The organism is Sphingomonas panacis, assembly GCF_001717955.1.
In the GTDB taxonomy this organism is placed as follows: Bacteria; Pseudomonadota; Alphaproteobacteria; order Sphingomonadales; family Sphingomonadaceae; genus Sphingomonas; species Sphingomonas panacis.
Genome location: NZ_CP014168.1, coordinates 4,732,615 through 4,759,304 on the forward strand (window position 1 = coordinate 4,732,615; position 26,690 = coordinate 4,759,304).

General features: G+C 64.8%; 29 protein-coding genes and 2 riboswitches. Of the genes, 7 read left to right on the plus strand and 22 right to left on the minus strand.

Annotation, left to right across the window (positions count from 1 at the left end; translation table 11 throughout):
• Window positions 1-44: 44 nt before the first annotated feature.
• A riboswitch (glycine riboswitch) is annotated at window positions 45-155 on the minus strand.
• Window positions 156-244, minus strand: a riboswitch (glycine riboswitch).
• Between the two features lie 236 nt (window positions 245-480).
• Window positions 481-1,137, minus strand: a complete 657-nt coding sequence (locus tag J0A91_RS21935; protein WP_069206677.1) for a hypothetical protein — start codon at window positions 1,135-1,137, stop codon at window positions 481-483.
• A 115-nt stretch (window positions 1,138-1,252) separates the two neighbouring features.
• Between J0A91_RS21935 and ispH the strand changes: the two genes are divergently transcribed.
• From ispH to bfr, 7 genes are all read left to right on the plus strand, one after another.
• Complete coding sequence (gene ispH, locus J0A91_RS21940) at window positions 1,253-2,209, plus strand: 4-hydroxy-3-methylbut-2-enyl diphosphate reductase (RefSeq protein WP_069206678.1); 957 nt, start codon at window positions 1,253-1,255, stop codon at window positions 2,207-2,209.
• 122 nt (window positions 2,210-2,331) lie between these two features.
• Window positions 2,332-3,291, plus strand: a complete 960-nt coding sequence (gene thrB / locus J0A91_RS21945) for a homoserine kinase (RefSeq protein WP_069206679.1) — start codon at window positions 2,332-2,334, stop codon at window positions 3,289-3,291.
• Window positions 3,288-3,740, plus strand: coding sequence for a ribonuclease HI (rnhA, locus tag J0A91_RS21950; RefSeq protein ID WP_069206680.1), 453 nt, complete (start codon window positions 3,288-3,290; stop codon window positions 3,738-3,740). Before thrB ends, rnhA begins: the two co-directional genes overlap by 4 nt.
• A 95-nt stretch (window positions 3,741-3,835) precedes the next feature.
• Window positions 3,836-6,067, plus strand: a complete 2,232-nt coding sequence (purL, locus tag J0A91_RS21955) for a phosphoribosylformylglycinamidine synthase subunit PurL (RefSeq protein WP_069207572.1) — start codon at window positions 3,836-3,838, stop codon at window positions 6,065-6,067.
• A gap of 97 nt (window positions 6,068-6,164) precedes the next feature.
• Window positions 6,165-6,644, plus strand: a complete 480-nt coding sequence (locus tag J0A91_RS21960) for a hypothetical protein (RefSeq protein ID WP_069206681.1) — start codon at window positions 6,165-6,167, stop codon at window positions 6,642-6,644.
• 80 nt (window positions 6,645-6,724) lie between these two features.
• Window positions 6,725-6,895, plus strand: a complete 171-nt coding sequence (locus J0A91_RS21965; protein WP_083224860.1) for a (2Fe-2S)-binding protein — start codon at window positions 6,725-6,727, stop codon at window positions 6,893-6,895.
• 29 nt (window positions 6,896-6,924) lie between these two features.
• Complete coding sequence (bfr, locus tag J0A91_RS21970; protein WP_069206682.1) at window positions 6,925-7,410, plus strand: bacterioferritin; 486 nt, start codon at window positions 6,925-6,927, stop codon at window positions 7,408-7,410.
• Between the two features lie 80 nt (window positions 7,411-7,490).
• Here the strand turns inward: bfr and J0A91_RS21975 are convergent, their stop codons facing one another.
• From J0A91_RS21975 to ndhC, 21 genes are all read right to left on the minus strand, one after another.
• Window positions 7,491-7,775, minus strand: coding sequence for a DUF1467 family protein (locus J0A91_RS21975; RefSeq protein ID WP_069206683.1), 285 nt, complete (start codon window positions 7,773-7,775; stop codon window positions 7,491-7,493).
• A 105-nt stretch (window positions 7,776-7,880) separates the two neighbouring features.
• Entirely contained in the window at window positions 7,881-9,458 is a 1,578-nt protein-coding gene (locus tag J0A91_RS21980) for a ribonuclease J (RefSeq protein WP_069207573.1), read from the minus strand.
• 246 nt (window positions 9,459-9,704) lie between these two features.
• Entirely contained in the window at window positions 9,705-10,487 is a 783-nt protein-coding gene (locus J0A91_RS21985; protein ID WP_069206684.1) for a type III pantothenate kinase, read from the minus strand.
• Window positions 10,488-10,526: 39 nt separating this feature from the next.
• On the minus strand, window positions 10,527-11,231 hold the full coding sequence (locus J0A91_RS21990) for a biotin--[acetyl-CoA-carboxylase] ligase (RefSeq protein WP_069206685.1): 705 nt from the start codon (window positions 11,229-11,231) through the stop codon (window positions 10,527-10,529).
• Window positions 11,232-11,259: 28 nt separating this feature from the next.
• Window positions 11,260-12,702, minus strand: a complete 1,443-nt coding sequence (gene nuoN / locus J0A91_RS21995) for an NADH-quinone oxidoreductase subunit NuoN (RefSeq protein WP_069206686.1) — start codon at window positions 12,700-12,702, stop codon at window positions 11,260-11,262.
• Entirely contained in the window at window positions 12,699-14,225 is a 1,527-nt protein-coding gene (locus tag J0A91_RS22000) for an NADH-quinone oxidoreductase subunit M (protein WP_069206687.1), read from the minus strand. The genes nuoN and J0A91_RS22000 overlap by 4 nt, the downstream gene beginning before the upstream one ends.
• Entirely contained in the window at window positions 14,222-16,348 is a 2,127-nt protein-coding gene (gene nuoL, locus J0A91_RS22005) for an NADH-quinone oxidoreductase subunit L (protein WP_069206688.1), read from the minus strand. Before nuoL ends, J0A91_RS22000 begins: the two co-directional genes overlap by 4 nt.
• A gap of 7 nt (window positions 16,349-16,355) precedes the next feature.
• Complete coding sequence (nuoK, locus tag J0A91_RS22010) at window positions 16,356-16,661, minus strand: NADH-quinone oxidoreductase subunit NuoK (RefSeq protein WP_069206689.1); 306 nt, start codon at window positions 16,659-16,661, stop codon at window positions 16,356-16,358.
• Window positions 16,658-17,269: an NADH-quinone oxidoreductase subunit J gene (locus tag J0A91_RS22015; protein ID WP_069206690.1), complete on the minus strand. Its 612-nt coding sequence runs from the start codon at window positions 17,267-17,269 to the stop codon at window positions 16,658-16,660. Before J0A91_RS22015 ends, nuoK begins: the two co-directional genes overlap by 4 nt.
• 108 nt (window positions 17,270-17,377) lie before the next feature.
• Entirely contained in the window at window positions 17,378-17,863 is a 486-nt protein-coding gene (gene nuoI / locus J0A91_RS22020) for an NADH-quinone oxidoreductase subunit NuoI (protein WP_069206691.1), read from the minus strand.
• Complete coding sequence (gene nuoH, locus J0A91_RS22025) at window positions 17,860-18,912, minus strand: NADH-quinone oxidoreductase subunit NuoH (protein WP_069206692.1); 1,053 nt, start codon at window positions 18,910-18,912, stop codon at window positions 17,860-17,862. Before nuoH ends, nuoI begins: the two co-directional genes overlap by 4 nt.
• Window positions 18,909-20,909: an NADH-quinone oxidoreductase subunit NuoG gene (gene nuoG / locus J0A91_RS22030; protein WP_069206693.1), complete on the minus strand. Its 2,001-nt coding sequence runs from the start codon at window positions 20,907-20,909 to the stop codon at window positions 18,909-18,911. The genes nuoH and nuoG overlap by 4 nt, the downstream gene beginning before the upstream one ends.
• Window positions 20,909-22,213, minus strand: a complete 1,305-nt coding sequence (gene nuoF, locus J0A91_RS22035; protein WP_069206694.1) for an NADH-quinone oxidoreductase subunit NuoF — start codon at window positions 22,211-22,213, stop codon at window positions 20,909-20,911. The genes nuoG and nuoF overlap by 1 nt, the downstream gene beginning before the upstream one ends.
• Window positions 22,213-22,377 carry a hypothetical protein gene (locus tag J0A91_RS22040; RefSeq protein ID WP_165388303.1) on the minus strand — a complete coding sequence of 55 codons (165 nt, stop codon included), beginning with the start codon at window positions 22,375-22,377 and terminating at the stop codon, window positions 22,213-22,215. The genes nuoF and J0A91_RS22040 overlap by 1 nt, the downstream gene beginning before the upstream one ends.
• A complete protein-coding gene (locus J0A91_RS22045; RefSeq protein ID WP_069206695.1) occupies window positions 22,374-23,045 on the minus strand; it encodes a complex I 24 kDa subunit family protein in 672 nt (223 codons plus the stop codon). The genes J0A91_RS22040 and J0A91_RS22045 overlap by 4 nt, the downstream gene beginning before the upstream one ends.
• Window positions 23,045-23,383 carry a nuclear transport factor 2 family protein gene (locus tag J0A91_RS22050; protein WP_069206696.1) on the minus strand — a complete coding sequence of 113 codons (339 nt, stop codon included), beginning with the start codon at window positions 23,381-23,383 and terminating at the stop codon, window positions 23,045-23,047. Before J0A91_RS22050 ends, J0A91_RS22045 begins: the two co-directional genes overlap by 1 nt.
• Window positions 23,376-23,558: a hypothetical protein gene (locus J0A91_RS22055; protein ID WP_069206697.1), complete on the minus strand. Its 183-nt coding sequence runs from the start codon at window positions 23,556-23,558 to the stop codon at window positions 23,376-23,378. The genes J0A91_RS22050 and J0A91_RS22055 overlap by 8 nt, the downstream gene beginning before the upstream one ends.
• Complete coding sequence (locus J0A91_RS22060; protein WP_069206698.1) at window positions 23,555-24,790, minus strand: NADH-quinone oxidoreductase subunit D; 1,236 nt, start codon at window positions 24,788-24,790, stop codon at window positions 23,555-23,557. Before J0A91_RS22060 ends, J0A91_RS22055 begins: the two co-directional genes overlap by 4 nt.
• A complete protein-coding gene (locus J0A91_RS22065; RefSeq protein ID WP_069206699.1) occupies window positions 24,787-25,614 on the minus strand; it encodes an NADH-quinone oxidoreductase subunit C in 828 nt (275 codons plus the stop codon). The genes J0A91_RS22060 and J0A91_RS22065 overlap by 4 nt, the downstream gene beginning before the upstream one ends.
• Window positions 25,611-26,156, minus strand: a complete 546-nt coding sequence (locus J0A91_RS22070) for a NuoB/complex I 20 kDa subunit family protein (RefSeq protein WP_069206700.1) — start codon at window positions 26,154-26,156, stop codon at window positions 25,611-25,613. Before J0A91_RS22070 ends, J0A91_RS22065 begins: the two co-directional genes overlap by 4 nt.
• Window positions 26,147-26,533 carry an NADH-quinone oxidoreductase subunit A gene (ndhC, locus tag J0A91_RS22075; protein ID WP_069206701.1) on the minus strand — a complete coding sequence of 129 codons (387 nt, stop codon included), beginning with the start codon at window positions 26,531-26,533 and terminating at the stop codon, window positions 26,147-26,149. The genes J0A91_RS22070 and ndhC overlap by 10 nt, the downstream gene beginning before the upstream one ends.
• Window positions 26,534-26,690 lie beyond the last annotated feature (157 nt).

Sequence of the window (26,690 nt, forward strand, 5' to 3'; positions counted from 1 at the left end):
GGTCTGACGGCGAACACGGCGCGCACGCATGCCCGCCACGGTTCACCGCCCCCTCTGTCACGGAACCTGAGAGCTTTCACCATCCGAACGACCGGATGATTTACCCCTTCGGTGGGCCGCGCAAGACGTGCGCAGCCGCTTTCCAGAGCGTCGATTCGGCCGGCACGGTCCACTTTGCCTGAGAGATTCCGGGGCGGTTGCTCCTTCGGCGGCGGGTCTCCCCGCACTCTCCCGTGCCTGCCCATGCCGGTTGCCCGGCATCGACGGGCTCGGTGTGACGCGGTGCAGCAACGGTGTCAATCGGAGTCGGTGTAGCGTGTGTGAAATAGCCGCGTGTCAGCGACCCGAGCCGTTCGTGTCGAAGGACGTCGAGACACAGCGTAGCGCGTGAGGCACGTCCCTCGACTTCGCTCGGGACGAGCGGATTGGTAAGGGGGGTACAGTCCCCTCGCCTTACCTCGCCCCCTTCGGCCCCTCGCCTCAGCGAGTCGCGTTGTACTTGAGCTGATCGTCGGTGAGCTGGAAGCCGACCAGCGCCTCGAAGGTGGCGCGGGCGACCGCCTGACGGATGTCGGGGCGGGTCAGCGGGTCGGTGGCGGCATCCTGATCGCCGGCCTTGCGCTTCTCGGTCAGCTTGGCGCGGACGTCCTTGGGCAAGGTCGCCGCCGAGCGATCGACGCTGGCGCCGCCGGTTCCGCTCGTGCTCGCGCGCAGGCTGCCCGCGTCGAAGTGCAACGTGACATGGCCGATGCGCTTGGCGACGACGGCGGTGCCGCCCTGCATCACCGCGACGAAGAACGGCAGCGTCACGTCGCGCGCACCCTCGGCACTGGCACGGCGGGCGCGCACGTCGAATGTGACGTTGGTGGCGATGTTCTCGGTCTGGTCGTTACAGGTCGAACGGACGTTGGTGAGCGAAGCCACGACATCGATCGCCTTCGCATCACGGCTCTGCGGCGGGTTGAAGAGCGTGATGTCGCCCGTCGCGGCCGGCACGGCGACCGTCGGACACGCCGATCGGATCGCGGAGATGCCGCCGGTCTCATCGAAATCGCCGACCGTGGAGCACCCGCCGAGCCCTCCGACCAGCAGCGTCAGGAGAGCGGGAGCGGCGAATTTGCGGCCTGTCAGGAACATACGCACCTTAGTCACGAAGGAAGGGGCCGCAGCTTGTGATCGCCCGGCCCCAATGGCATGGCACCATAGGAAGCGGCTTCCGCCCGTGCAAGCAATCGCGTAGAGGGTTCCGGTAATGAGCATCTCCAGCAAACCCCGGCTCGAACTCGTGATCGCCGCTCCGCGCGGCTTCTGCGCGGGTGTCGATCGTGCCATCCAGATCGTCGAACTCGCGATCGAGAAACACGGCGCACCGGTCTACGTCCGCCACGAGATCGTCCACAACAAGCATGTCGTGGACGCGTTGAAGGCGAAGGGCGCGGTATTCGTCGAGGAGCTGGACGAGGTTCCCGATCAGGCGCCGGTGGTGTTCTCCGCGCATGGCGTGCCCAAATCGGTGCCCGCCGAGGCGACCGTGCGCGGACTGTCGTGGCTCGATGCGACCTGCCCTTTGGTGTCGAAGGTCCATCGTCAGGCCGAGCGGCATGTCGCCAGCGGCCGCCATATCGTCTTCATCGGCCATGCCGGCCACCCCGAGGTGATCGGCACGCTCGGCCAGGTTCCGCCGGGCGCGATGTCGCTGCTCGAAACCTGCGCGGACGTGGCGGCGTTCGAGCCGGCCGATCCCGACAATCTCGCCTTCCTCACCCAGACCACGCTTTCGGTCGATGACACGGCGGAGATCGTCGCGGCGCTGAAGGCGAAATTTCCGACCATCCAGGGGCCGCGCGGCGAGGACATTTGCTACGCCACGTCGAACCGGCAGGAAGCGGTGAAGGCGATCGCGCAGGATTGCGACGCGATGCTGGTGATCGGCGCATATAATTCGTCCAATTCGGTGCGGCTGGTCGAGGTGTCACGGCGCCAGGGTACGCCGGCGCAGTTGATCCCCAGCGCGGAGGAACTCGATTTCTCCTTCCTCGACGGGGTGAAGACGCTCGGCATCAGCGCCGGCGCATCGGCGCCCGAGGTGCTGGTGCGCGATCTCGTCGCCAAGCTCGCCGAGCGCTACGACATCGTCGAGCGCGAGGTCGAGACGACGCGCGAGACGATCGCCTTCAAGCTGCCGCGCGGCCTCGAAGCCGCCGCATAATGGTTTTTTCAATGCCGTTCTCCCGCGAAAGCGGGAACCCAGAGCCAAGCAGCGTCGCGTTCGCGGCTCTGGCCCCCCGCGTGCGCGGGGGAACGGCTTGCTGCAAGCACCGGTAGTTTCCCATGGCCGTCTATACCCAGGTGTCAGCCGAAGCGCTGGCCGCTTTCCTGTCGCGCTATGAGTGCGGCGAGCTGATCTCGGCCAAGGGCATTGCCGAGGGGGTGGAGAACACCAACTACCTTGTCGACACCACCGCCGACCGCTTCATCCTGACGCTTTACGAAAAGCGAGTCGCGGCGGACGACCTCCCGTTCTTCATGGCGTTGCTCGAACATCTCGCCGCCAAGGGTCTGAATGTGCCGCCGGCGATCAAGGATCGCAGCGGAGTTGCGATTCAGGCGCTTGAGGGGCGTCCGGCGTGCCTCATCAAATTCCTGTCGGGCGTGTCGGTCTCACATCCTACGCCGACGCAGGCCGAAGCGGCGGGTCGGGCGATGGCCGAGATGCACGCGGCGGTGCGCGACTTCACGGGCATGCGCGACAATTCGATGGGCGTGGCGAGCTGGCGCCCGCTGTTCGAGCGGTGCGGGCGCAGCCTCGATCAGATCGCGCCCGGCCTGTACGACGATCTCGGCCATGCGCTCGACGTGGTGACGGCGGGCTGGCCCGATGCGGGGTTCGACCGGATCGCGATTCATGCCGATCTGTTCCCGGACAATGTGCTGATGCTCGGCGACACGGTGTCGGGACTGATCGACTTCTATTTCGCCAGCACGGACCTGCGCCTCTACGATCTCGCGATCATGCACACCGCCTGGAGCTTCGATGCGACCGGCGAGACCTATCACGCCGCGATCGGCGACGCGCTGATTCGCGGCTATGAAAGCCACTTTCCGCTCCAGCCGTTCGAGCGCGCCGCGTTCGACACGCTGGCGAGCGGCGCGTGCATCCGCTTTGCTTTATCGCGCGCGTGGGACTGGCTCAACACGCCGGCCGACGCGCTCGTTACCCGCAAAGACCCGCTCGCCTATCTGCGCCGGCTCGCACATTATAACTCCTCGCTGGTGACACACGTACAATGAGCGAACTCGACAAGGTTGAAATCTTCACCGACGGCGCGTGCAAGGGCAATCCCGGTCCCGGCGGCTGGGGCGTGGTGCTGCGCATGGGCACCTCCGAAAAGGAGCTTTCCGGCGGCGAAACGCTCACCACCAACAACCGCATGGAAATGACCGCGGCCATCGAGGGGCTGAAGGCGCTGACCCGGCCATGCAACGTCGTGCTGGCGACCGACAGCCGCTACGTGATGGACGGGCTGACCAAGTGGATCAAAGGCTGGCAGAAGAACGGCTGGAAGACCGCCGACAAGAAGCCGGTCAAGAATGCCGATCTGTGGCAGGAAATGCTCGCCGTCGCCAAGCCGCACCGGATCGAGTGGCAATGGGTGAAGGGACACGCCGGCCACCCCGAGAACGAACGCGCCGACAAACTCGCGAGCGACGCCGCGGTGAGTGCCGGCCGGCGGGGTTAAGCGCCCCTCCCTCCATCTGCGGATATCGCGCGCGTGACGAACGGGATTGCGCGATGATGGTGACGAACCCGCCGCGCCTCGCTATGGCGCACGCCATGAGCCAGATCACCCCCGAGATCGTCGCCCAGCACGGGCTGTCCGAAGACGAATATGCCCGCGTCCTGAAGGCGCTCGGCCGCGAGCCCAACCTCACCGAACTCGGCATCTTCTCGGTGATGTGGTCGGAGCATTGCAGCTACAAATCGAGCCGAATCCACCTCAAGAAGCTGCCGACCACCGGCCCGCAGGTGATCTGCGGCCCCGGCGAGAATGCCGGCGTGGTCGATATCGGCGATGGCCAGGCGGCGATCTTCAAGATGGAGTCGCACAACCACCCGTCGTACATCGAACCCTATCAGGGCGCCGCGACCGGCGTCGGCGGCATTCTGCGGGACGTGTTCACGATGGGCGCGCGGCCGATCGCGAATCTCAACGCGCTGCGCTTCGGCTCGCCCGATCACCCCAAGACGCGCCACCTGATCGCGGGCGTGGTCCACGGTATCGGCGGCTACGGCAATTGCGTCGGCGTGCCGACGGTCGGCGGCGAGGTCAATTTCCACAAGGCGTATGACGGCAACATCCTCGTCAACGCGATGACGGTCGGCATCGCCGATACCGACAAGATCTTCTATTCGGCGGCGAGCGGCATCGGCAATTCGATCGTCTATGTCGGATCGAAGACCGGGCGCGACGGCATCCACGGCGCGACGATGGCCTCGGCCGATTTCGGCGAGGATTCGGATGCCAAGCGCCCGACCGTCCAGGTCGGCGATCCCTTCACCGAGAAATTGCTGATCGAGGCGTGCCTCGAACTGATGGCTTCGGACGCGATCGTCGCGATTCAGGACATGGGCGCGGCGGGCCTCACCTCTTCCTCGGTCGAGATGGCGAGCAAGGGCGGGGTTGGCATCGAACTCAACATGAACGCGGTGCCGCAGCGCGAAACCGGCATGACACCCTATGAGATGATGCTGAGCGAAAGCCAGGAGCGCATGCTCATGGTGCTCAAGCCCGGCCGCGAGGATTTTGCCGAGGCGATCTTCCGCAAGTGGGAACTGGATTTCGCGGTGATCGGCACGGTGACCGATACCGGGCGGATGGTGCTGACCTTCAACGACGAGACGGTGTGCGACATTCCGCTCGCGCCGCTCGCCGACGAGGCGCCGCTGTACGACCGCCCTTCGGTGAGCCGCGAGGACTATAAGGCATGGGCCGGCGTGAAGCCGCTCGACGACATGCCGACCACCACCGACATTTGCGGCGATCTGCTCAAGCTGATGGCCTCGCCCGACATCGCCTCGCGGCGGTGGATCTGGGAGCAATACGACACGCAGGTCGGCGGCGACACCGTGCAGCGCCCCGGCGGCGATGCGGCGGTGGTGCGAGTCCACGGCACGCAGAAGGGCATCGCGATCAGCACCGACTGCACGCCGCGGTATTGCTATGCCGACCCCTATGAGGGCGGCAAGCAGGCGATCGCGGAATGCTATCGCAACCTCTCGGCGGTCGGCGCGCTGCCGCTGGCGGTGACGAACTGCCTCAACTTCGCCAATCCGCAGCGCCCCGAGATCATGGCGCAGATCACCGGTTGCCTCGACGGCATGAGCGATGCCTGCCGCGCGCTCGACTTCCCGATCGTGAGCGGCAACGTCTCGCTCTACAACGAATCGAAGGCGACCGGCGGCGGCTCGGCGATTTTGCCGACGCCGGCGATCGGCGGGATCGGGCTGCTCAAGGACTGGTCGAAATCGGCGACGATCGGCTTCAAGGGTACAGGCGACGTGATCGTGCTGATCGGCAGCCGCTCGGGCCATCTCGGCCAGTCGTTGTGGCTGCGCGAGCTTCATGGCCGCGAGGACGGCAGCCCGCCGCCAGTCGATCTCGATGCCGAGCGCGCTGCCGGCACGTTCGTGCGCGACGCGATCCGCGCCGGCGCGTTGACCGCGGTGCATGACGTCTCCGACGGCGGCGTGGCGGTGACGGTCGCCGAGATGGCGCTGGCTGGCGGCTATGGCGCGATGCTCAATGCGCCGCTGCCCTGCGGTGTCGCCTGCGCCTTGTTCGGCGAGGATCAGGGGCTGTACGTCGCGACCGTCGCCGACCATCTGCTGATGGAGACATTGAAGCGCGGTTATGCCGCCGGAGTCGAAATCGAGCGAATCGGACGGACGATCGCCGATCGGATCATCTTCGAACTGCCCGACAACGATCATGTCGTGACGCTCGCCGATCTGCGCACCGCGCACGAAGGCTTCTTCCCGGCGCTAATGGGGGATGTGATCGCCTGATGTTCGGGCGAATCGCGGCCCCAACACTCCGGCCGGGCGTTTACCGGGGCGAGGCGCGCGCATATCCTTGCCGCGCGCTAACGATCGAGGTCGCGGCATGACGACACCCTATACCCGATCGGGCACGTGGCGCGGGCTGGTGCTGGCGACGGCGGTTTCAGGAACGCTGCTGCTGCTGGCGGGGTTCGCCGGGGCGATCTGGTCTGGCGGGAGTCCGCTGGCGATGCTGACCAGCACCGCGAGCAGCGTGATCGGCGATGCCGCCTGGCGCGCGCCGGTCATCGGGCCGCTGCTCGGGCTGCTGGTGCATTTCGTGCTGATCGGCGTGATCGTCGATCTGTACGTGATCGTGGCGATCCGCATGCCCGCACTGGTTCGGCACTGGCGCATCGCCGGCGTGCTGTTTGGTATCCTCGCGTGGGTGCTGCGCACCGTGATCGCCTCGCCGCGCGACTGGCCGCCGGCGTTCCTCAACCTGACGCTGCGCGAAGCATTCGTGCAGATGCTGCTGCATATCCTGCTGCTCGGCCTGCCGACCGCGATGCTGACCCGTCTGGCGAACCGCTGGCGCGCATGATTCCTATTGCGACCGCGCCGCAATAGACTTGCGATGCAGTCGCATTATCGCTACTTGCTCGGTAGCGGAGGATGCGTCGAATGGTCGTGTGTATCTGTAATGCGATTCGGGAAAATGACGTTCGCACGGCGGCGCGTCAGGGCTGTGCCACGCCGTGTCAGGTTCACCAGGCGCTTGGCCGTCCGCCGAAATGCGGGAAATGCGCCGCCTATACACGCTCCATCATCGACGAGGAGCGCGCGGTCGCCTAAACAGCGCTCTTTACGATTGGGAGCGACACATGCGCGGCGACGACAAGGTTATCGAGTACCTGAACGAGGTGCTCAAGAACGAACTCACCGCGATCAACCAATATTGGCTCCACTACCGCATGCTCGATCATTGGGGCGTCGGTCGCCTCGCCGATTTCGAGCGCCACGAGTCGATCGACGAGATGAAGCACGCCGACTGGGTGTCGGAGCGAATCCTGTTCCTGGACGGGCTTCCCAACTTCCAGTTGCTCGGCCGCCTGCGCATTGGCGAGACCGTCGAGGAAGTCCTCAAAGCCGACCTCGCGCTCGAAATGGATGCTTTGCCGGTGCTGCGTGAGGCGATCGCGCATTGCGAGACGGTCCACGACTTCATCAGCCGCGACCTGTTCAAGAAGATCCTCGCCAGCGAGGAAGACCATGTCGATACGCTGGAACGCCAGTTCGACATGATCGCGCGCATGGGGCTGGAGAATTACATCCAGTTGCAGAGCAAGCCAGCCGACGAGCAGGCGTAAGCGCGAGGGCGTTGTTTACGTGGGAGGGAGGCCGATTGCGCCGGACCTCCTCTCCCCGCTCGTGCTGGCGGCGAGCGGGGCTACGACGTAGCCGAGTCGTTCCACGTGTCGAGCACGTCGATCATCTGCGGCGTGACCCAGTCGTAGTGATAATTGAGCATGAACAGCGCCCACAGGAGCGATCCGACGATCAGCACGCGCAGCGCCGTGCGGCCCGGACGGAAATCATGCGGAGCGCTTTCGGCCTGACCGGGCACACGCTCGATCCCCGCTTCTTCAGCGGTGCGGACGCCGAAGGGCAGCACGAAGAACACTGACAGAGAGCAGAACAAAAACCAGATCGCGAGCGCCGACGTCCATCGCATAGCCTAGTCCCTATCTGCTCCTGACCGTTCGTATCGAGCGAAGTCGAGGCGCCAACGCTGTGGGCGGTCCCCCGACTCCGCTCGGAACGAACGTCAGGCGGATGATTACGCCTCGATCAGCAGCACGTCGACGATCGGCTTCTTGCCGGTCCAGCGCGTCGCGACGCGGCGTGCGGCGAGGCGGATCGCCTCGCGCAGCTTCTCGCGATCCTTGGGCGGCTGTTTGGTCGCGGCGATCACCGCGTCGACGGTTTCCTCGATGAACGGCGCACGATCCTCCTCGACCGGGATGCCGTTGTAGCGCACCTGCGGCCGGCCGATCAGCCCGCGACCGCCGATCGCCACCGCGACCGACATCTGGCCGTTGACGGCGAGCTTACGCCGCTCATTGATCGTCCCGCCGTCGCCGGGCAGGATAACGTCACCGTCGAGCACCAGCCGCCCTATTGGCGCGTGGCCGATCTTCTCGGGCGCGCCCGGCGCAAGCCGGACGATCTCGCCGTTGGTCTGCACCAACGTCTGCGGCACGCCCTGCGTCAGACCGAACCGCGCCTGCTCCATCAGGTGTCGCATCTCGCCGTGGACCGGCATCAGGATCTTGGGGCGAAGCCAGCCGTACATCTGCGCCAGTTCGGGCCGACCCGGGTGCCCGGAAACATGGACGTGCGCCTGCCGATCCGTAACCATCACGATGCCCTTGGCGGCGAGCTGGTTCTGGATGCGGCCGATCGCGACCTCGTTGCCCGGAATCTGCTTCGACGAGAACACGACGGTATCGCCGGCATCGAGCTTGATCGGGTGGCTGCCGAATGCGACTCGCGACAGCGCAGCGCGATCCTCGCCCTGCCCGCCGGTGGCGACGATCATCACCTTGTCGCGCGGTAGCCGCATCGCCGCTTCGGGATCGATCGTCGCCGGCAGATCCCGGAGATAACCGGTCGCCTTGGCGACCTTGATGATGCGGTCGAGCGAGCGGCCGGCAACGCACAAGGCGCGGCCGGTTTCCTTGGCGACCTGACCGAGCGTGTGCAGCCGTGCCGCATTCGATGCGAAGGTCGTCACCAGCACGCGTCCGCGCGCCTTGTCGATCACCTCGGTAAGGCCGACACGTACATCCGCCTCGGACCCCGAGGGTTCGGTGTTGAACACATTGGTCGAATCGCACACCAGCGCGAGCACGCCTTTGTCGCCGATCGCGGCGAGCGCCTCGGGCGCGGCTGGCTTGCCGATCACCGGCGCGGTATCGAGCTTCCAGTCACCGGTGTGGAACACGCGGCCATAGGGCGTTGCGATCGACAGCGCGTTCATCTCGGGAATCGAGTGCGACAGCGGTACGAAATCGATTCCGAACGGCCCGAGCTGGAGCGTCTTGGACGGATCGACGACATTGAGCGCGACGCGCTTGACGTTGCCTTCCTCTTCCAACTTGCCGCGGATCAGCCCCGCCGTGAAGGCGGTCGCGTAGATCGGCACGCCGAGATCTTCGGCGAGATAGGGCAAGGCGCCGATATGATCCTCATGCCCGTGCGTGAGCACGATGCCAACGAGATCATCCAGCCGTTCCTCGATGAACTGGAGATCGGGCAGGATCAGCTCGATGCCGGGATAATTGGGATCGGCAAAGGTGATGCCGCAATCGACCATCAGCCATTTGCCCTGGCATCCGTACAAATTGACGTTCATGCCGATTTCACCAGATCCGCCGAGCGCGACGAAAAGCAGTTCGTTCTTTGGGGTAGTCACTAAGTTTCTGTTCTTTCAAATAACGGCACGTGGCCGGGGCGTTACGGCTTTTGGCCGGGGAATTTCGGGGTCACCGCCGGGAATCGGCATTCCGTCGCACCGGGCGCTGGGCAGCAGCCTGTGGGCGATGGAGTCTGACGAGAGTCAGAATGACATAGCGCGCTATCGGCGTGAGGCCGACATGCTTCACTGTGTCATATGGGCGCGATCCCACAGCATCGCCAGCCCCTGAATGGTGAGATCGGGCTCGATCGCGTCGAAAACACTGGTATTCTGTTCGAACAGGGTGGCGAGACCGCCGGTCGCGATCACTTTTACGGGGCGGCCGATCTCGACCTTCATGCGCGCGACCAGCCCTTCGATCATCGCGATATAGCCCCAATAGATGCCGATGTGCATCTGGCTGACCGTGTCGCGGCCGATCACGCTGGCCGATGCTGGTGCCTCGATCGCGATGCGCGGCAGCTTGGCGGCGGCGGTGACGAGCGCGTCGAGCGACAGGTTGATGCCCGGAGCGATGATGCCGCCCTTATACGCGCCGTTGTAATCGGCGACGTCGAAGGTGGTGGCGGTGCCGAAATCGATAAGGATGAGATCGCCGCCGTGGAGCGCATGGCCGGCGATGACGTTGACCGCGCGATCGGCGCCGACCGACTGCGGTTCCTCGACATCCAGCGCGATGCCCCATTCGGCCTTGCCCTGCCCCGCGATGAGCGGTTCGAAGTTGAAATATTTGCGCGACAACGTCTGGAGGTTGTGGAGCGCGCGCGGCACCACCGTCGCGATGATGACGCCGGTCACCGCCTTGCGGTCATAGCCTTCCAGCGCGAGCAACTGGCTGAGCCAAACCGCATATTCATCGGCGGTGCGGCGCGCATCGGTGGCGATGCGCCAGCGCGCGCGGATCTTGCCTTCATCGAGCAGGGCAAAGACGACGTTGGTGTTGCCGGCGTCGATCGCGAGTTGCATGTGTATCCCCTCCCGTGCCGTGGCCGCGTCAGAGCGCAGTCACAGCAGGACTATATCGGCGGCATGAATGACACGCCGCCCGCCGTCCGCCAAGCGCAAGACGAGCGCACCGCCGATGTCGAGACCATCGAACAGCCCGTCGATCGCGCTGCCGTCGGGCAGGCGCGCGGTGAGCGGTGTGCCGGGCGGGTGCGCGCGCTCCAGCCAGCGGGTGCGGACCGGCGCGAGCCCCTGCCCGCGCCACACGCCGAGCCAGCGCGCGAACGCGTCGGCGAGCGTCTCCTGGAAGGTCGCTGGATCGACGATCGCACCGTGCGCGGCGAGGCTGGTGGTGGCGCGGTCGAGATCGTGCGGATGCTGTGCGAGGTTGACGCCGATGCCGATCACCACCGCATCGGCGGCGCGTTCAAGCAGAATGCCGGAGAGCTTGGCGCCGTCCAGCAGCAGGTCGTTGGGCCATTTGAGCGTAGGCACCGCAGCGGCGGCGAGATGCGCGCGTACCGCCTCTTCAAGCGCCACCGCCGCGACCAGCGCGAGCGAGGCGGCCTCGGGGTCGGTCGGGCGCAGCCGGACGAGCGTGCTGGTGTAGAGATTGCCGGGCGGCGACACCCACGTCCGGCCCTGCCGGCCGCGCCCGCCCGTCTGGCGTTCGGCACGCAACCACAATCCTTCGGACGCGCCGCTGCGGGCGAGATCGAGCATGTCGGCATTGGTCGAGCCGGTCTCGGCGAGGGTGCGGATCATCGTTCCGCACCCCTTATGTTCCAAGCGCTCAGAACAGCGACCCGGCCGCCGCCATGGTCGCTAGGCCAAGCGGCGCGAGCACCAGCCAGCCGAGCGGCGATACGAACACCGCCGCGACGGTAATCAGCCCGCCCTCGACGATATCGCCACTTTTCGGGAAGCCATCACCGACCGGCTCGTCGAAGTACATCACCTTGACGACACGAAGATAATAATACGCGCCGATCACCGAGGCGACGAAGCCGACCACCGCGAGCGGATACAGACCGGCCGCCATCGCCGCGTTGAACACCGCCAGCTTGGCGTTGAAGCCGAGCAGCGGCGGGATGCCGGCGAGGCTGAACATGAAGATCGCCATCGCCAGCGCCAGACCCGGGCGCGTGCGCGACATGCCCGACAGGCTGGCGAGCGTCTCGACCGGCTGACCATCGGCATCGCGCATCTGGAGCACGACCAGGAAGCTGCCGAGTGTCATCACGACATAGACGGTCAGATAGAACAGCACCGCCGCGACGCCTTGCTGCGTACCGGCGGCGAGACCGACCAGTACGAAGCCCACGTTGTTGATCGACGAATAGGCAAGCAGCCGCTTGACGTTGGTTTGCCCGATCGCCGCGACCGCACCGAAGATGATCGAGGCGAGGCTCGCGAAGATCACGATCTGGCGCCACTGATCAACCGCCGGCCCCATCGCCTCGACCGCGACGCGAACCGCGAGGCCCATTGCCGCGACCTTTGGGGCCGAAGCGAAGAACGCGGTCACCGGTGTTGGCGCGCCTTCGTACACGTCGGGCGTCCACATGTGGAACGGCACCGCGCTGATCTTGAAAGCCAGTCCCGCGAACACGAACACCAGCCCGAAGGTGAGGCCGAGCGAATGGCCCGCGCCATACGCGGTGGCGATCTGCGGGAACAGCGTCGAGCCGCTGAAGCCGTACACCAGGCTGATGCCGTAGAGCAGGATGCCGCTCGCCAGCGCGCCGAGCACGAAATACTTGAGGCCCGCCTCGGCCGAGCGCGTATCGCGGCGCATGAAACTCGCGAGCACATAAGCCGCGAGGCTCTGCAGTTCGAGACCGACATACAGCACCAGCAGATCGCCCGCCGAAACCATCATCCCCATGCCGCACGCCGAAAGCAGCAACAGCACCGGATATTCGGGGCGGAGATCGTCGCCACTGGTCTGGCGGAAGAAGCGCGGCGCGAGCAGGATCGACACCGCGGTCGCGCCGTAGATCAGCACCTTGGAGAAAGCCGCGAAGCCATCGGCGCGGAACAGGCCGTCGAAGGCGACACCCCCGCTCGATGCCGGCCCGAGCAGCGCGATCGTCGCGCCAGCCAGCACCGCCACCGCGACCCAGGAGATCATCCGCGTCGAGGCCTGCCCGCCCCAGGCGGCGAACAGCATCAGCACGATCGATCCGATCGAGAGGATCTCCTCCGGGAGGACCATCATCAGCGAGTCGGTCATGGCCGTGCCTCCCCATGGGCAGCGGGTACGACCGCGTGCCCCGCCGTGGGCAACGAGTCACCAGCCGGCCTGGCGCGGTCGACGCGCGCGACGAGCGTCGCGACATCGCCGCGCATCGGCGCGAGGAAGCTCTCGGGATACACACCCATCCACAACACCACCGCCGCGACCGGCGCGAGCAGCGCGATTTCACGCAGGCTAAGATCGGGCATCACCCGCACGTCATCCTTGGTCAGATCGCCGAACACGACACGACGATAGAGGTAAAGCATATAAGCGGCGCCGAGAATGATGCCGGTCGTGCAGACCGCCGTCGCCACGGTTGAGACCTGATAGGTACCGAGCAGGCTGAGGAATTCGGCGACGAAGCCGCTCGTACCCGGCAGGCCGATCGAGGCCATCGTGAAGAACAGGAACAGCAACGCGTAGCGCGGCATGTTGATCGCGAGGCCACCATAGCGATCGATCTCACGGGTATGGAGCCGGTCGTAGATCACGCCGACGCACAGGAACAGCGCGCCCGAGACGAGGCCGTGGCTGAGCATCATCACCATCGCGCCTTCGATGCCCTGCTGATTGAAGGCAAACAGACCGATCGTGACGATCGCCATGTGCGCGACCGACGAATAGGCGATCAGCTTCTTCATGTCGGACTGAACCAGCGCGACCAGCGACGTGTACACCACCGCGATCGCCGACAGCGCGAGGATCAGCCACGTCAGTTGCGACGACGCCTCGGGGAACATCGGCACCGAGAAGCGCAGGAAGCCGTAGCCGCCGAGCTTGAGCAGCACGCCCGCCAGGATCACCGAGCCGGCGGTCGGCGCCTGCACGTGCGCGTCGGGCAACCAGGTGTGGACCGGCCACATCGGCATCTTCACTGCGAACGAGGCGAAGAAGGCCAGCCATAGCCACGTCTGCACCTGACGCGGGAAATCGGTCTTGAGCAGGGTCGGGATATCGGTGGTGCCGGTGTAGTGGATCATCCACAGCATCGCGACGAGCATCAGCAGCGAGCCGAGCAGCGTATATAGGAAGAATTTGTACGACGCGTAGATGCGGTTCGCGCCCCCCCAGATGCCGATGATGAGGTACATCGGGATCAGGCCGGCTTCGAAGAAGATGTAAAACAGCAGCAGATCCTGCGCCGCGAACGTCCCGATCATCAGCACTTCGGTGATCAGGAAGCAGGCCATATATTCCTGCACGCGCTTCTGAATCGCGACCCAACTCGCGCCGATGCAGATCGGCATCAGGAACACGCTAAGCATGATGAGCATCAGCGCGAACCCGTCGATGCCGAGCTTCCAGTCGAACACACCGACGCTGCCGGCGTTCTCGACGAACTGCCACTGCGCGCCGCCGATATCGAAGTTCGCCCATAGCGCGACGCCGAGCACGAAATCGACCAAGGTCGCGATCAGCGCCAGCCACCGCGCGCCCGAGGGGCTGAGGAACAGGCACCCGATCGCCGCGACCGTCGGGATCGCGAGCATTAGGGAGAGAATGGGGAAACCGCTCATCGTGTGATCGCCCAGGTCATCGCTGCGGTCAGCCCGATAAGCATGACGAACGCATAGGTGTAGAGATATCCGGTCTGCAGGCGGCCAGCCACTCGGCTACCCAGCGAGACCAGCCACGCGGAACCGTCGGGTCCGAACCGATTTATCGTCTTCTCGTCGCCGCGGTGCCAGAAGAACCGGCCGATCGCGAAAGCGGGCTTGACGAAGATCAGGTCGTACAACTCGTCGAAATACCATTTGTGGAGCAGGAAGTCGTACAGCACGCTGAACTGCTTCGCCATCTGCGCCGGCAGCTCCGGCTTGGCGAGATAGGCGTACCAGGCGCTGAACAGGCCGAGCAGCATCGCGACCGACGCCGACAGCTTCACCCACACCGGAACGCCGTGCATCGCGTGCATCAGGTGCTCGTTGAAGGCGATGCTGCCGCGCCAATAGCTCTCGCCGGACGCCGGCTCGATGAAGAAGCCGTGGAAGACGTAGCCCGCGAGCACAGCGCCGATCGACAGCACGATCAGCGGGATGAGGATCGGCAACGGACTTTCGTGCGGGTGATAGCCACCGGTGCCGGCGGGCAGGTCGTGCGCGCCCGCCGCATGGGCGTCAGGCGTCGCGCCCTGCCCTTCCTCCGCGTTTTCGCCATGATGGGCGTGCGCGGCCCGCGTGCCGTGATCATCATGACCGTGGGCATGATCGTCATGGCCGTGGCCGTGCGCGTCATGAATCGCATGCTGAATATGCTCGGACTGCGCCCAGCGCGGCTTGCCCCAGAAGGTGAGGAACATCAGGCGCCACGAATAGAAGCTGGTCAGCAGTGCAACGAACACTCCGACGAACCACGTCCCCGTCTGGCCGGCGGCGAACGCCACTTCAATGATCGCGTCCTTCGAGTGGAAGCCAGCGAAACCGATCTGCGGCAGGCCAAAGATCCCGGGAATGCCAACGCCGGTGATCGCGAGCGTACCCGCCATCATGCCCCAGAAGGTGATCGGGATGCTTTTGCGCAGGCCACCGTAATAGCGCATGTCCTGCTCGTGGTGCATCGCGTGGATCACCGAGCCGGCACCGAGGAACAGCAGCGCCTTGAAGAAGGCATGCGTGAACAGGTGGAACATCGCCGCGCCATACGCGCCGCAGCCCGCCGCGAAGAACATATAGCCGAGCTGCGAACAGGTCGAATAGGCGATCACGCGCTTGATGTCGGTCTGCACGAGGCCGCAGGTCGCGGCGAACAAGCAGGTCGCGGCGCCGATCGTCATCACGACGTGCATCGCGACCGGCGAGGCTTCGAACATCGGCGACAGGCGACACACCATGAACACGCCCGCCGTGACCATCGTCGCAGCGTGGATCAGCGCCGACACCGGGGTCGGGCCTTCCATCGCGTCGGGCAACCAGGTGTGCAGGCCGAGCTGCGCCGACTTGCCGCACGCGCCGACGAACAGCAGCAGGCATAGCACGGTCATCGTATCGAAACGGCCACCGAAGAAGCCGATCGTCGAACCCGCCATATGCGGTGCCGCCGTCAGGATTTCGTCGATCGATACCGTCTTGAAGACGAGGAAGGTGCCGAAGATGCCGAGCATGAAGCCGAGATCGCCGACGCGGTTGACGACGAACGCCTTGATCGCGGCGGCATTGGCGGTGGGCTTGCGGAACCAGAAGCCGATCAGCAGGTACGACGCCAGACCAACGCCTTCCCAGCCGAAGAACATCTGAACGAGGTTGTCCGCCGTCACCAGCATCAGCATCGCGAAAGTGAACAGCGACAGATAGGCGAAGAAGCGCGGCTGGTCGGGATCATCCGACATATAGCCCCAGCTATAGAGGTGAACGAGCGCCGAGACGCTCGTCACCACCACCAGCATCACTGCGGTCAACGCATCGACACGCAGCGACCATGACACATGCATGGTGCCCGACTGGATGAAGTTGAGCACCGGCGTGACGGTCTTCTCGCCGCCGCCGAGGTAATGGATGAACACCGGCCAGGAGAGCAGGCAGGCGATGAACAAAGCGCCGGTGGTCACCGCCTTGGGAAAGGCGCTGCCGAACGACTTGTTCGAGAAGCCGGCGAGGATCGCTGCCGCGAGCGGCAGGAACACGATGAAGAGGATCGAAGTCACGCCGGTATTACCCCTTCATCCGGTTGACGTCGTCGACCGCGATCGTGCCCCGGCCGCGGAAGTAGATCACGAGAATGGCAAGTCCGATCGCCGCCTCGCCCGCCGCCACGGTCAGCACGAACATCGCGAAGATCTGGCCGACGAGATCGTGCAGGTATGCCGAGAAGGCGACGAGATTGAGGTTCACCGCGAGCAGGATCAGCTCGATCGCCATCAGCATGACGATGAGGTTCTTGCGGTTGGCGATGAGCCCGAGCACGCCGAGCGCGAACAGGATCGCCGCGACGACGAGATAATGCGTGAGGCCGATCACAGTTCGATTCCCTGTCCGACGGTCGGCCGGGTGTTGCGCGTCGCGTCCTGCGGACGGCGCTTGACCTGGCGGCTGATGTTCTGCGGGCGGACCCCGCTGCGCTCCCGGTGCGTCAGCACGATCGCGCCGATCATCGCGACGAGCAGCACCAGACCGGCGCCTTCGAACACGAACAGATAGCGCGAGTAGAGCAGCAGCCCGATCGCCTCGATGTTCGGCACCGCGTCCGGCGTCGGTGCGGCGCGGCGGCCGAGTTCGATCGTGCCCGCGCTCCAGGCGCCGAACGCGATCATGATCTCGGCGGCGAGCGCGACCGCGAAGGCCAGCCCGATCAGCGCGTAGCGGACGAAGCCGGCGCGCAACTCGGCGAAATCGATGTTGAGCATCATCACGACGAACAGGAAGAGCACCGCGACCGCGCCGACATAGACGATGACGAGCAGCATCGCGATGAACTCGGCACCGACCAGCACCATCAGCCCGGCGGCGTTGAAGAAGGCGAGGATCAGCCACAACACGGCATGGACCGGGTTGCGCGCGGTGATCGTCAGCACGGCTGACGCGATCACGATGATCGCGAAGAGATAGAAGGCGAAGGCCTGGATCACGATGTTACTTCGAACCCCCGTTCGCCTGGGACTGTGAAAGGACCGTCGCCTCGCCCGTTGGCGATGGCAGCGCGCGCGCTGACGGCATGGAATCGATGTGGCCGCGCATTACCGGTACGGCGCGTCGGCGGCAAGGTTCGCCGCAATCGCGCTCTCCCAACGGTCACCGTTATCGAGCAGCTTATCCTTGTCGTAGATCAGCTCCTCGCGCGTCTCGGTCGCGAATTCGAAGTTCGGGCCTTCGACGATCGCATCGACCGGGCACGCTTCCTGGCAAAAGCCGCAGTAGATGCACTTGGTCATGTCGATGTCGTAACGCGTCGTGCGGCGCGAGCCATCGTCGCGCGGTTCCGCTTCGATCGTGATCGCCTGCGCGGGGCAGATCGCCTCGCACAATTTGCACGCGATGCAGCGCTCCTCGCCGCTCGGATAGCGACGCAGCGCATGCTCGCCACGAAAGCGCGGGCTGAGCGGGTTCTTCTCGAACGGATAGTTGATCGTCGCCTTGGCCTTGAAGAAATACTTCAGGGTCAGCGCGTGTGCCTTCACGAACTCCCAGAGCGTGTAGGACTTGATGAAATGGCCGATGCTCATGCCGGTACTCCAACCCGCACGAGCATCAGATAGCCCGACACGAGGAAAACGAAGATCAGCGACATCGGCAGGAAGATTTTCCAGCCCAGCCGCATAAGCTGGTCGTAGCGATAGCGCGGGACGGTCGCCTTCACCCAACTGAACAGGAAGAAGAACGCCGCCATCTTGAGGAACAGCCAGAGAATGCCCGGCACATAGTAAAGCGGCGCCCAGTCGAACGGCGGCAGATAGCCGCCCCAGAACAACGTCGCGTTGAGCGCGCACATCAGGATGACGTTGGCGTATTCACCCAGCCAGAACAGCGCGAAGCTCATCGACGAATATTCGGTCTGGTAGCCGGCGACGAGTTCGCTCTCCGCCTCGGTCAGATCGAACGGCGCGCGTTGCGTTTCAGCCAGCGACGAGATGAAGAACACCACCGCCATCGGGAACAGCAGCGGGTTGCACCAATGCCCGTTGAGGAAGCCGTAATAGCCCTTCTGGTTCTCGACGATCGCGCCGAGATTGAAGCTGCCCGAATAGAGCACCACCGAAATCAGCACGAACCCGATCGCGACTTCGTAGCTGACCATCTGCGCGGCAGCGCGGATCGCCGAATAGAACGGATATTTCGAGTTCGAAGACCAGCCCGCCAGGATGATGCCGTACACGCCCAGCGACGACGCCGCGAGCACGTAGAGCAGCCCCACGTTGATATTGGCGACCGATGCATCCTTGGCGAACGGCACCACCGCCCACACGATCAGCGCGACGGTGAAGGTGATGATCGGCGCGAGCAGGAACAGCGTCTTGTTCGCCGCGATCGGGATGATCGTCTCTTGCAGGAAGACCTTGAGGCCGTCCGCGAACGACTGCAGCAGCCCGAATGGGCCGACCACGTTCGGACCGCGCCGCAGCGCCATCGACGCCCAGATCTTGCGATCGACGTAAATGATCATCGCGACCGCCAACATCAACGGCAGCGCGATGAGGAGGATGTCGATCAGCGTGGCGACGAACCACGCCCAGCCGAACGGCATTCCGAATCGATAGGTGAAGAACGAGGTCATTCCGCCGCCTCCGCGAAATCCTGGCCGTGGAGGATTTCAGCCGAGCAGCGCTGCATCGTCGGGCTGGCCCGGCAGATCGCGTTGGTCAAATAGAAGTCCTTGATCGGATAGGCGATTTCGCCCTGCCCGGCCGCGTCGAGCGACGGCGGGTTCCACGCGAAGGTCTTGAGGCCGAGCGTCGCGAGATCGGGCGTATCGACACCCATCGCCGCGCGCAGTTCCTCGATCGAGTCGAACGGCAGCGTGTGGCCGAGCACCGCCGACAGCGCGCGCAGGATCGTCCAATCCTCGCGCGCATCGCCGGGCGGGAACACCGCCCGCTCGCCGCGCTGAACACGCCCTTCGAGGTTGACGTAGGTGCCCGACTTCTCGGCATAGCTCGCACCCGGCAGCACGACATCGGCAGCGGCCGCACCCTTGTCGCCGTGATGGCCGATATAGACCTTGAAGCTGCCGGCGAACTTCGAGAAATCGACTTCGTCGGCACCCAGGAAGAACGCGAGCTTGGGGTTCGCCGCCGCGACATCGGCGATGCCGCCCTTCTGCGCGAAGCCGAGCATCAGCCCGCCGTTCCGCGCGGCCGAGAAATGCAGAACGTTATAGCCGTTCCAGCCCTCGCGAACGAGGTTGAGCGTCTTCGCCAGCGCGAGCGTCGCGCCGTGGCCACCCTTCAGCGCCGCACCGCCGACGATCACCATCGGCCGCTTTGCCGCGTCGAACGCCTGCGCCACTTCTTCGGGCAATTTGCCGAGCAACGACAGATCGTTGCCGAGCCAGGTCGCCTTATAGGTCAGGTCGAGTTCCGGGCCGATCGCGAAGACCTTGGCACCCTTCTTGATCGCCTTGCGGATTCGCGTGTTCACCAGCGGCGCTTCCCAGCGCAGATTGGTGCCGACCAGCAGGATCGCGTCGGCGGTCTCGGTGCCCGCGATCGTGGTGTTGAAATTGACCGCGGCGAGGCTCGACGTATCGTAATCCATGCCGGTCTGGCGGCCTTCGAGCAGGCTCGACCCCATCGACGCGAGCAGCGCCTTGGCGGCGTAGAGCGTCTCGCAATCGAGCAGATCGCCGTGGATCGCGGCGACGCTGCTGCCCGCATCGACCGCCTTGATCGCCGCGAACGCCTCGTCCCAGCTTGCCGCGACGAGCTTGCCGTCCTTGCGCACATACGGCCGATCAAGCCGGCGCCGCACCAGACCATCGACCGCGTGGCGGGTCTTGTCAGAGGCCCATTCCTCGTTGACGTCCTCGTTGATGACGGGAAGCGCGCGCAGCACCTGCCGTCCGCGCGAATCGAGCCGGATGTTGGTGCCGACCGCGTCCATCACGTCGATCGTCAGCGTCTTGCGCAGCTCCCACGGGCGCGCCTCGAACGCATAAGGCTTCGAGGTGAGCGCGCCGACCGGACACAGATCGACGACGTTGCCCGACAGCTCGCTCGACACGGCATGTTCGAGATACGAGGTGATCTGCATGTTCTCGCCGCGATAGATCGCGCCGATCTCTTCGACGCCCGCGACTTCCTCGGCAAAGCGGATGCAGCGCGTGCACTGGATGCAGCGCGTCATCACCGTCTTGACGATCGGCCCCATGTACTTCTCGGTGACGGCGCGCTTGTTCTCGTCATAGCGCGACGCGCCCCGGCCATAGGCGACCGACTGGTCCTGCAGATCGCACTCGCCACCCTGATCGCAGATCGGGCAATCGAGCGGGTGGTTGATGAGCAGGAATTCCATCACGCCTTCGCGCGCGGCCTTCACCATCGGGCTGTTGGTGAAGATCTCCTGCTTGTCGGCGGCCGGCAGCGCGCACGACGCCTGCGGCTTGGGCGGCCCCGGCTTCACTTCGACCAGACACATCCGGCAATTGCCGGCGATGCTCAGCCGCTCGTGATAACAGAAGCGCGGGATTTCCTTGCCCGCGAGCTCGCACGCCTGAAGCACGGTCGCGCCCTGCGGCACCTCGACTTCGACGCCATCGACTTTGACTATCGGCATTATTCGGCAGCTTCCATCATCGGCGCGTCACCGCCGCCATTCTTGGCGATGATGCGACGCTCCATCTCGGGGCGGAAATGCTTGATGAGGCCCTGGATCGGCCATGCGGCGGCGTCACCGAGCGCGCAGATCGTGTGGCCCTCGACCTGCTTGGTGACCTGGTACAGCGTGTCGATCTCGGAAATGTCGGCGTCGCCGGTGCGCATCCGCTCCATCACGCGCCACATCCAGCCGGTGCCTTCGCGGCACGGCGTACACTGGCCGCAGCTCTCGTGCTTGTAGAAATACGAGAGGCGGCTGATCGCGCGGACGATGTCGGTCGACTTGTCCATGACGATGATCGCGGCGGTGCCGAGGCCGGAACCGACCTTCTTCAGCCCGTCGAAGTCCATCGGGCAATCCATGATCTCGGCTGCCGGCACCAGCGGCACCGACGACCCGCCCGGAATCACCGCGAGCAGATTGTCCCACCCGCCGCGAATGCCGCCGCAATGCTCCTCGATGAGCTGGCGGAACGGGATGCTCATCGCTTCCTCGACCACGCAGGGCTTGTTCACATGCCCGCTGATCTGGAACAGCTTGGTGCCCTTGTTGCCCTCTGCGCCGAAGCTCGAGAACCACGCCGCGCCACGCCGCAGGATCGTCGGTGCGACCGCGATCGATTCGACGTTGTTGACCGTGGTCGGGCAGCCGTAGAGGCCAGCGCCGGCCGGGAACGGCGGCTTGAGGCGCGGCTGGCCCTTCTTGCCTTCGAGGCTTTCGAGCATCGCGGTCTCTTCGCCGCAGATGTATGCGCCGGCGCCGCGATGGACGAACACGTCGAAATCATAGCCCGAGCCGCTGGCGTTCTTGCCGATCAGGCCCTTGTCATAGGCTTCGGCGACCGCAGCGAACAGCACTTCGGCCTCGCGGATATACTCACCGCGAATGTAGATGTAGGCGGCGCGCGCGCGCATCGCGTAGCCCGCGATCAGCGCGCCTTCGATCAGCTTGTGCGGATCATGGCGGATGATCTCGCGATCCTTGCACGAACCCGGCTCGGATTCGTCGGCGTTGATGACGAGGAAGCTCGGGCGGCCATCCTTCGATTCCTTGGGCATGAAGCTCCACTTCATGCCGGTCGGGAAGCCCGCCCCGCCGCGACCGCGCAAGCCCGACGCCTTGATGACGTCGATGATCGCGTCCTGGCCGAGCGCCATCAGATCCTTGGTATTGTCCCAGTCGCCGCGCATCATCGCGGCGTCGAGGTTCCACGGCTGGAAACCGTAGACGTTGGTGAAGATCCGGTCCTTGTCGGCGAGCATCAGAGCCGCCCCCCCTTGTTCTTCGAAAGCGCGAGATAGATGACCACCCCAAGGCCGATCACGATGATCGGGCCGAGCAGCGAAAAGGTCAGCTTGAGCAGCCAGCCGAGCACGACGATACCGCCGATGATCGCGAGGATGGTGACGATGGCGTTCTTGTTCACGACGCCCACTCCGCGCGGTAATCGTGATTTTCGTCGACCATCGCCACGAGGCTGGTCGGGCCGCCGGCAGGGCAGCTATCGCGGCGGCCGGTCTGCGAGCCGGGCGTCACCGGCGTGTCCGCCGCCAGCGCTTCGAGCAGCGCGGTGGTCTTGTCATAGTCGAGATCTTCGAAATTATCGTCGTTGACCTGAACCATCGGCGCATTGGCGCACGCGCCGAGACACTCGACCTCGGTCAGCGTGAACAGGCCGTCCGGGGTCGTATGCCCCTTCGACAAGCCCTTGTTCTTGCACGCGGCAAGCACATCGTCCGAGCCAGCGAGCAGGCACGGCGTCGTGCCGCAGACCTGAACGTGATATTTGCCGACGGGCGCCAGGTTGAACATCGTGTAGAAGGTCGCGACCTCGAACACGCGCATGTACGGCACACCGATCTGGCGCGCGACATATTCGATCACCGGCACCGGCAGCCAGCCTTGCGTGTTGGTATCGGCACCGACCTGGCGCTGCGCCAGATCGAGGAACGGGATCGACGCCGACTGCTCGCGCCCCTTGGGGTAGCGGGCCAGGATCTCGTCGGCCTTGGCCTGATTTTCGGGCGTCCACGCGAACGCGCCCCAGCGCGCGCGGGTCTCTGCCTCGTCGGGGATTTTTGGGGCGTCGGCCATTACCGGATGAACTCCACGCGGTCGACCTTGTCGCCGACGAACGAATAGATGGACATGACTTCGAACGTCTCGCCACCGGGCGCGCGCGACACGTCTTCGTGCAGCACGACCGTTTCGCCGAGGACGTAGGATGTGAGGATTTCGGCGCGATTCTCCGGGAATTGCGCGAACATCGCCTTCAAGCCCGAGCGAACGCCTTCCTTGCCCTCGCGCACGACCGCGCCACGATAGGTCGCCTCGCAGGCCGTGTCGGTCATGTACTCGACATAGCCGTCCGCATCCTGCGCGTTGTAGAGCGCGATCATGCGATGGGTGGTCTCAAGCCGGGCGTCAGTCATGGCGCACCCGCATCCGAGCGCCGCGCTGCGCGACATAGGCGACCCACAGCGTCGAACCCAGGACGGCGACGATCATGCCGGCACCCGGCTGAAGCTGCGCGACCGCGAACGCGGCGACCGCGATCGCCGCCGCGACGGCGACGAATACCCACATCGGGAAGACCGCGCCGCTCACCGGTCGCACTCGCCGAACACGATGTCCATCGCGCCGAGGATGGCGGTGGTGTCGGCGAGCATGTGGCCCTTCGACATGAAATCCGCTGCCTGGAGATGCGAGAAGGCGGTCGGGCGGATCTTGCAGCGATATGGCTTGTTGGTCCCGTCCGACACCAGATACACGCCGAACTCGCCCTTGGGGCTTTCGGTGCCGACGTACACGTCACCAGCAGGCACGTGGAAGCCCTCGGTATACAGCTTGAAGTGGTGGATCAGCGCTTCCATCGAGCGCTTCATCTCGCCGCGCTTGGGCGGCACCACCTTGCGGTCGAGGCTGGCGATCGGCCCCTCGGGCATTTCGCTCAGGCACTGGCGCATGATCCGCGCCGACTGGCGGACTTCCTCGACGCGCACCATGAAGCGATCGTAGCAGTCACCGCGCGTGCCGACCGGCACGTCGAAGTCCATCTTGGCATAGGCATCGTAGGGCTGCGATTTGCGCAGATCCCAGGCGATGCCCGAACCGCGGATCATCGGACCGGAGAAGCCCCATTTGATCGCGTCGTCGCGGCTCACCGTCGCGATATCGACGTTGCGCTGCTTGAAGATGCGGTTGTCGGCGACGAGGCTGATTGCATCCTCGAACAGACGCGGCAGCCGCGTATCGAGCCATTCGCCGATGTCGGCGAGCAGCTTGAGCGGCACATCCTGATGCACGCCGCCCGGCCGGAAATAGGCCGAGTGCATGCGCGCGCCCGAAGCGCGCTCGAAGAAGTTGAGGCAATCCTCGCGGATTTCGAACAGCCACAGGTTCGGCGTCATCGCGCCGACGTCCATGACGTGCGAGCCGAGGTTGAGCATGTGGTTCGAAATGCGCGTCAGCTCGGCGAAGAACACGCGGAGATATTGCGCGCGGATCGGCACTTCGAGATCGAGCAGCTTCTCGACCGCGAGCACATAGCTGTGCTCCATGCACAGCGGCGAGCAGTAATCGAGCCGGTCGAAATACGGCAGCGCCTGCATGTAGGTCTTGTATTCGATCAGCTTCTCGGTGCCGCGATGGAGCAGGCCGATGTGCGGATCGACGCGCTCGATGATTTCGCCATCGAGTTCCAGCACCAGACGCAACACGCCGTGCGCGGCCGGATGCTGCGGGCCGAAGTTGATCGTGTAATTCTGGATGTCGATATCGCCGAGCGTGGGATCGGCAGCGTCGGTGACGCCCTCCAGCTTTTCGAGATAGTCGCTCATAGGTTCTGCCCCTTGCCGGGCGTCGGGACCACGTCCGGGTTCTGCGGCTTCGGTGTCGCGTCAGGCTCGGCCTTGCCCGCGCCAGTCTGCGCCGGAGTCTCGGTGGTCTTGACCTCGGTCGGCGCGGCCTTGGCGGATTGTGCCGCGTCCGCCTTCTGGATCTCGTCGGCCTTGAGCGGCGTGGGCGCGCCCTTTTCCTCGGGCAGCTTGGCCTTCTCGTCGCCGGGGAGGATATATTCCGCCCCTTCCCACGGGCTCATAAAGTCGAAATTGCGGAAATCCTGCGCAAGCTGGACCGGCTCGTACACGACGCGCTTCGCTTCTTCCGAATAGCGCAACTCGACATATCCCGTGAGCGGGAAGTCCTTGCGCTGCGGATGGCCGCGAAAGCCGTAATCGGTCAGGATGCGGCGCAGATCGGGGTTGCCCGAGAACAGCACGCCATACATGTCGTAGACTTCGCGTTCGAGCCAGCCGGCGACCGGCCAGATTCCCGTGACCGAGGGCACAGGCAGCGCATCATCGGTGCGGACATGCACGCGGATGCGGTGGTTGCGCGTCAGCGAGAGCAGGCAATAGACAACCTCGAAGCGCTCGACCCCGCGATCGGGATAATCGACGCCCGCGATTTCCATCAACTGCTGATATTCGAGGCCGGGCGTGTCGCGCAGCGCGATCATCGTTTCGACCAGGCTGTCGCGAACGACATGCAATGCGACCTCGCCGACCAGTTCGGTCGCGAGATCGAGCTTGCCGCCGAGCGCCGCGGTCGCCGCGTCGATCACGCCGTCGTTGACGGCATAGGCTGGTGCGGGCGCCCTCACCGTTCCACCGTTCCCGAGCGGCGAATCTTCCGCTGCAATTGCATGATGCCGTAGAGCAACGCCTCTGCGGTCGGCGGGCATCCCGGCACGTAGATATCGACCGGAACGACCCGGTCGCAACCGCGCACCACCGAATAGCTGTAATGGTAATAGCCGCCGCCATTGGCGCACGAGCCCATCGAGATGACGTACTTTGGCTCGCTCATCTGATCGTAGACGCGGCGCAGCGCGGGGGCCATCTTGTTGCAGAGCGTACCCGCGACGATCATCACGTCCGACTGGCGCGGCGATGCGCGCGGCGCGGCACCGAACCGCTCGAGATCATAGCGCGGCATGTTGACGTGGATCATCTCGACCGCGCAGCATGCCAGACCAAAGGTCATCCACCACAACGAGCCGGTGCGCGCCCACTGGAACAGCTCCTCGGTCGAGGTGACGAGGAAGCCCTTATCGGTCAGTTCGCCGTTGAGCCCGTCGAAAAAGCTCTGGTCGGGCGGCAGCAATACGTCGCCGCTCGCGGGACGGGTGAGTTCTACTCCCATTCGAGAGCTCCCTTCTTCCAGGCATAGACGAGGCCGAGCGCCAGTTCGCCGATGAACACCATCATCGCGATCCACGCCGTCCAGCTCGCCCAGCCGCCGAATTTGAAGACGCTTACCGCCCACGGATAGATGAAGGCCGCTTCCAGATCGAAGACGATGAACAGGATGGCGACCAGATAGAAGCGCACGTCGAACTGACTGCGCGGATCTTCGAACGCGGGGAAACCGCATTCATATTCGCTGAGTTTTTCGGGGCTGGGCTTGTGCGCTCCCGTCAGCCGGCCGACGATGATCGGCAGGACGACGAAGGCGGTGGAAAGCGCCAGCGCCACGCCGAGGAACAGCAGGATCGGCAGATATTGCAGCGGATCGAACAATGGGCTTCTCGCAGGTGCGAAGTGGATGACCGGGGCTTTAGGACGATGGTTTCAGCCGGGCAAGGGCATGGGGCGGTGAGAATGAATCGCAACAACCAACGCATACCCGGCACGGCCCATCGACACGCCCCCATACACCGCTAAACGGCTGTGCGCG

What these genes read in the sequence shown, in the direction of transcription:
- J0A91_RS21935 (WP_069206677.1), bottom strand. Translation starts at nt 1,137, where the DNA reads ATGTTCCTGACAGGCCGCAAATTCGCCGCTCCCGCTCTCCTGACGCTG.
- ispH (WP_069206678.1), top strand. Translation starts at nt 1,253, where the DNA reads ATGAGCATCTCCAGCAAACCCCGGCTCGAACTCGTGATCGCCGCTCCG.
- thrB (WP_069206679.1), top strand. Translation starts at nt 2,332, where the DNA reads ATGGCCGTCTATACCCAGGTGTCAGCCGAAGCGCTGGCCGCTTTCCTG.
- rnhA (WP_069206680.1), top strand. Translation starts at nt 3,288, where the DNA reads ATGAGCGAACTCGACAAGGTTGAAATCTTCACCGACGGCGCGTGCAAG.
- purL (WP_069207572.1), top strand. Translation starts at nt 3,836, where the DNA reads ATGAGCCAGATCACCCCCGAGATCGTCGCCCAGCACGGGCTGTCCGAA.
- J0A91_RS21960 (WP_069206681.1), top strand. Translation starts at nt 6,165, where the DNA reads ATGACGACACCCTATACCCGATCGGGCACGTGGCGCGGGCTGGTGCTG.
- J0A91_RS21965 (WP_083224860.1), top strand. Translation starts at nt 6,725, where the DNA reads ATGGTCGTGTGTATCTGTAATGCGATTCGGGAAAATGACGTTCGCACG.
- bfr (WP_069206682.1), top strand. Translation starts at nt 6,925, where the DNA reads ATGCGCGGCGACGACAAGGTTATCGAGTACCTGAACGAGGTGCTCAAG.
- J0A91_RS21975 (WP_069206683.1), bottom strand. Translation starts at nt 7,775, where the DNA reads ATGCGATGGACGTCGGCGCTCGCGATCTGGTTTTTGTTCTGCTCTCTG.
- J0A91_RS21980 (WP_069207573.1), bottom strand. Translation starts at nt 9,458, where the DNA reads ATGAACGTCAATTTGTACGGATGCCAGGGCAAATGGCTGATGGTCGAT.
- J0A91_RS21985 (WP_069206684.1), bottom strand. Translation starts at nt 10,487, where the DNA reads ATGCAACTCGCGATCGACGCCGGCAACACCAACGTCGTCTTTGCCCTG.
- J0A91_RS21990 (WP_069206685.1), bottom strand. Translation starts at nt 11,231, where the DNA reads ATGATCCGCACCCTCGCCGAGACCGGCTCGACCAATGCCGACATGCTC.
- nuoN (WP_069206686.1), bottom strand. Translation starts at nt 12,702, where the DNA reads ATGACCGACTCGCTGATGATGGTCCTCCCGGAGGAGATCCTCTCGATC.
- J0A91_RS22000 (WP_069206687.1), bottom strand. Translation starts at nt 14,225, where the DNA reads ATGAGCGGTTTCCCCATTCTCTCCCTAATGCTCGCGATCCCGACGGTC.
- nuoI (WP_069206691.1), bottom strand. Translation starts at nt 17,863, where the DNA reads ATGAGCATCGGCCATTTCATCAAGTCCTACACGCTCTGGGAGTTCGTG.
- nuoH (WP_069206692.1), bottom strand. Translation starts at nt 18,912, where the DNA reads ATGACCTCGTTCTTCACCTATCGATTCGGAATGCCGTTCGGCTGGGCG.
- nuoG (WP_069206693.1), bottom strand. Translation starts at nt 20,909, where the DNA reads ATGCCGATAGTCAAAGTCGATGGCGTCGAAGTCGAGGTGCCGCAGGGC.
- nuoF (WP_069206694.1), bottom strand. Translation starts at nt 22,213, where the DNA reads ATGCTCGCCGACAAGGACCGGATCTTCACCAACGTCTACGGTTTCCAG.
- J0A91_RS22045 (WP_069206695.1), bottom strand. Translation starts at nt 23,045, where the DNA reads ATGGCCGACGCCCCAAAAATCCCCGACGAGGCAGAGACCCGCGCGCGC.
- J0A91_RS22050 (WP_069206696.1), bottom strand. Translation starts at nt 23,383, where the DNA reads ATGACTGACGCCCGGCTTGAGACCACCCATCGCATGATCGCGCTCTAC.
- J0A91_RS22060 (WP_069206698.1), bottom strand. Translation starts at nt 24,790, where the DNA reads ATGAGCGACTATCTCGAAAAGCTGGAGGGCGTCACCGACGCTGCCGAT.
- J0A91_RS22070 (WP_069206700.1), bottom strand. Translation starts at nt 26,156, where the DNA reads ATGGGAGTAGAACTCACCCGTCCCGCGAGCGGCGACGTATTGCTGCCG.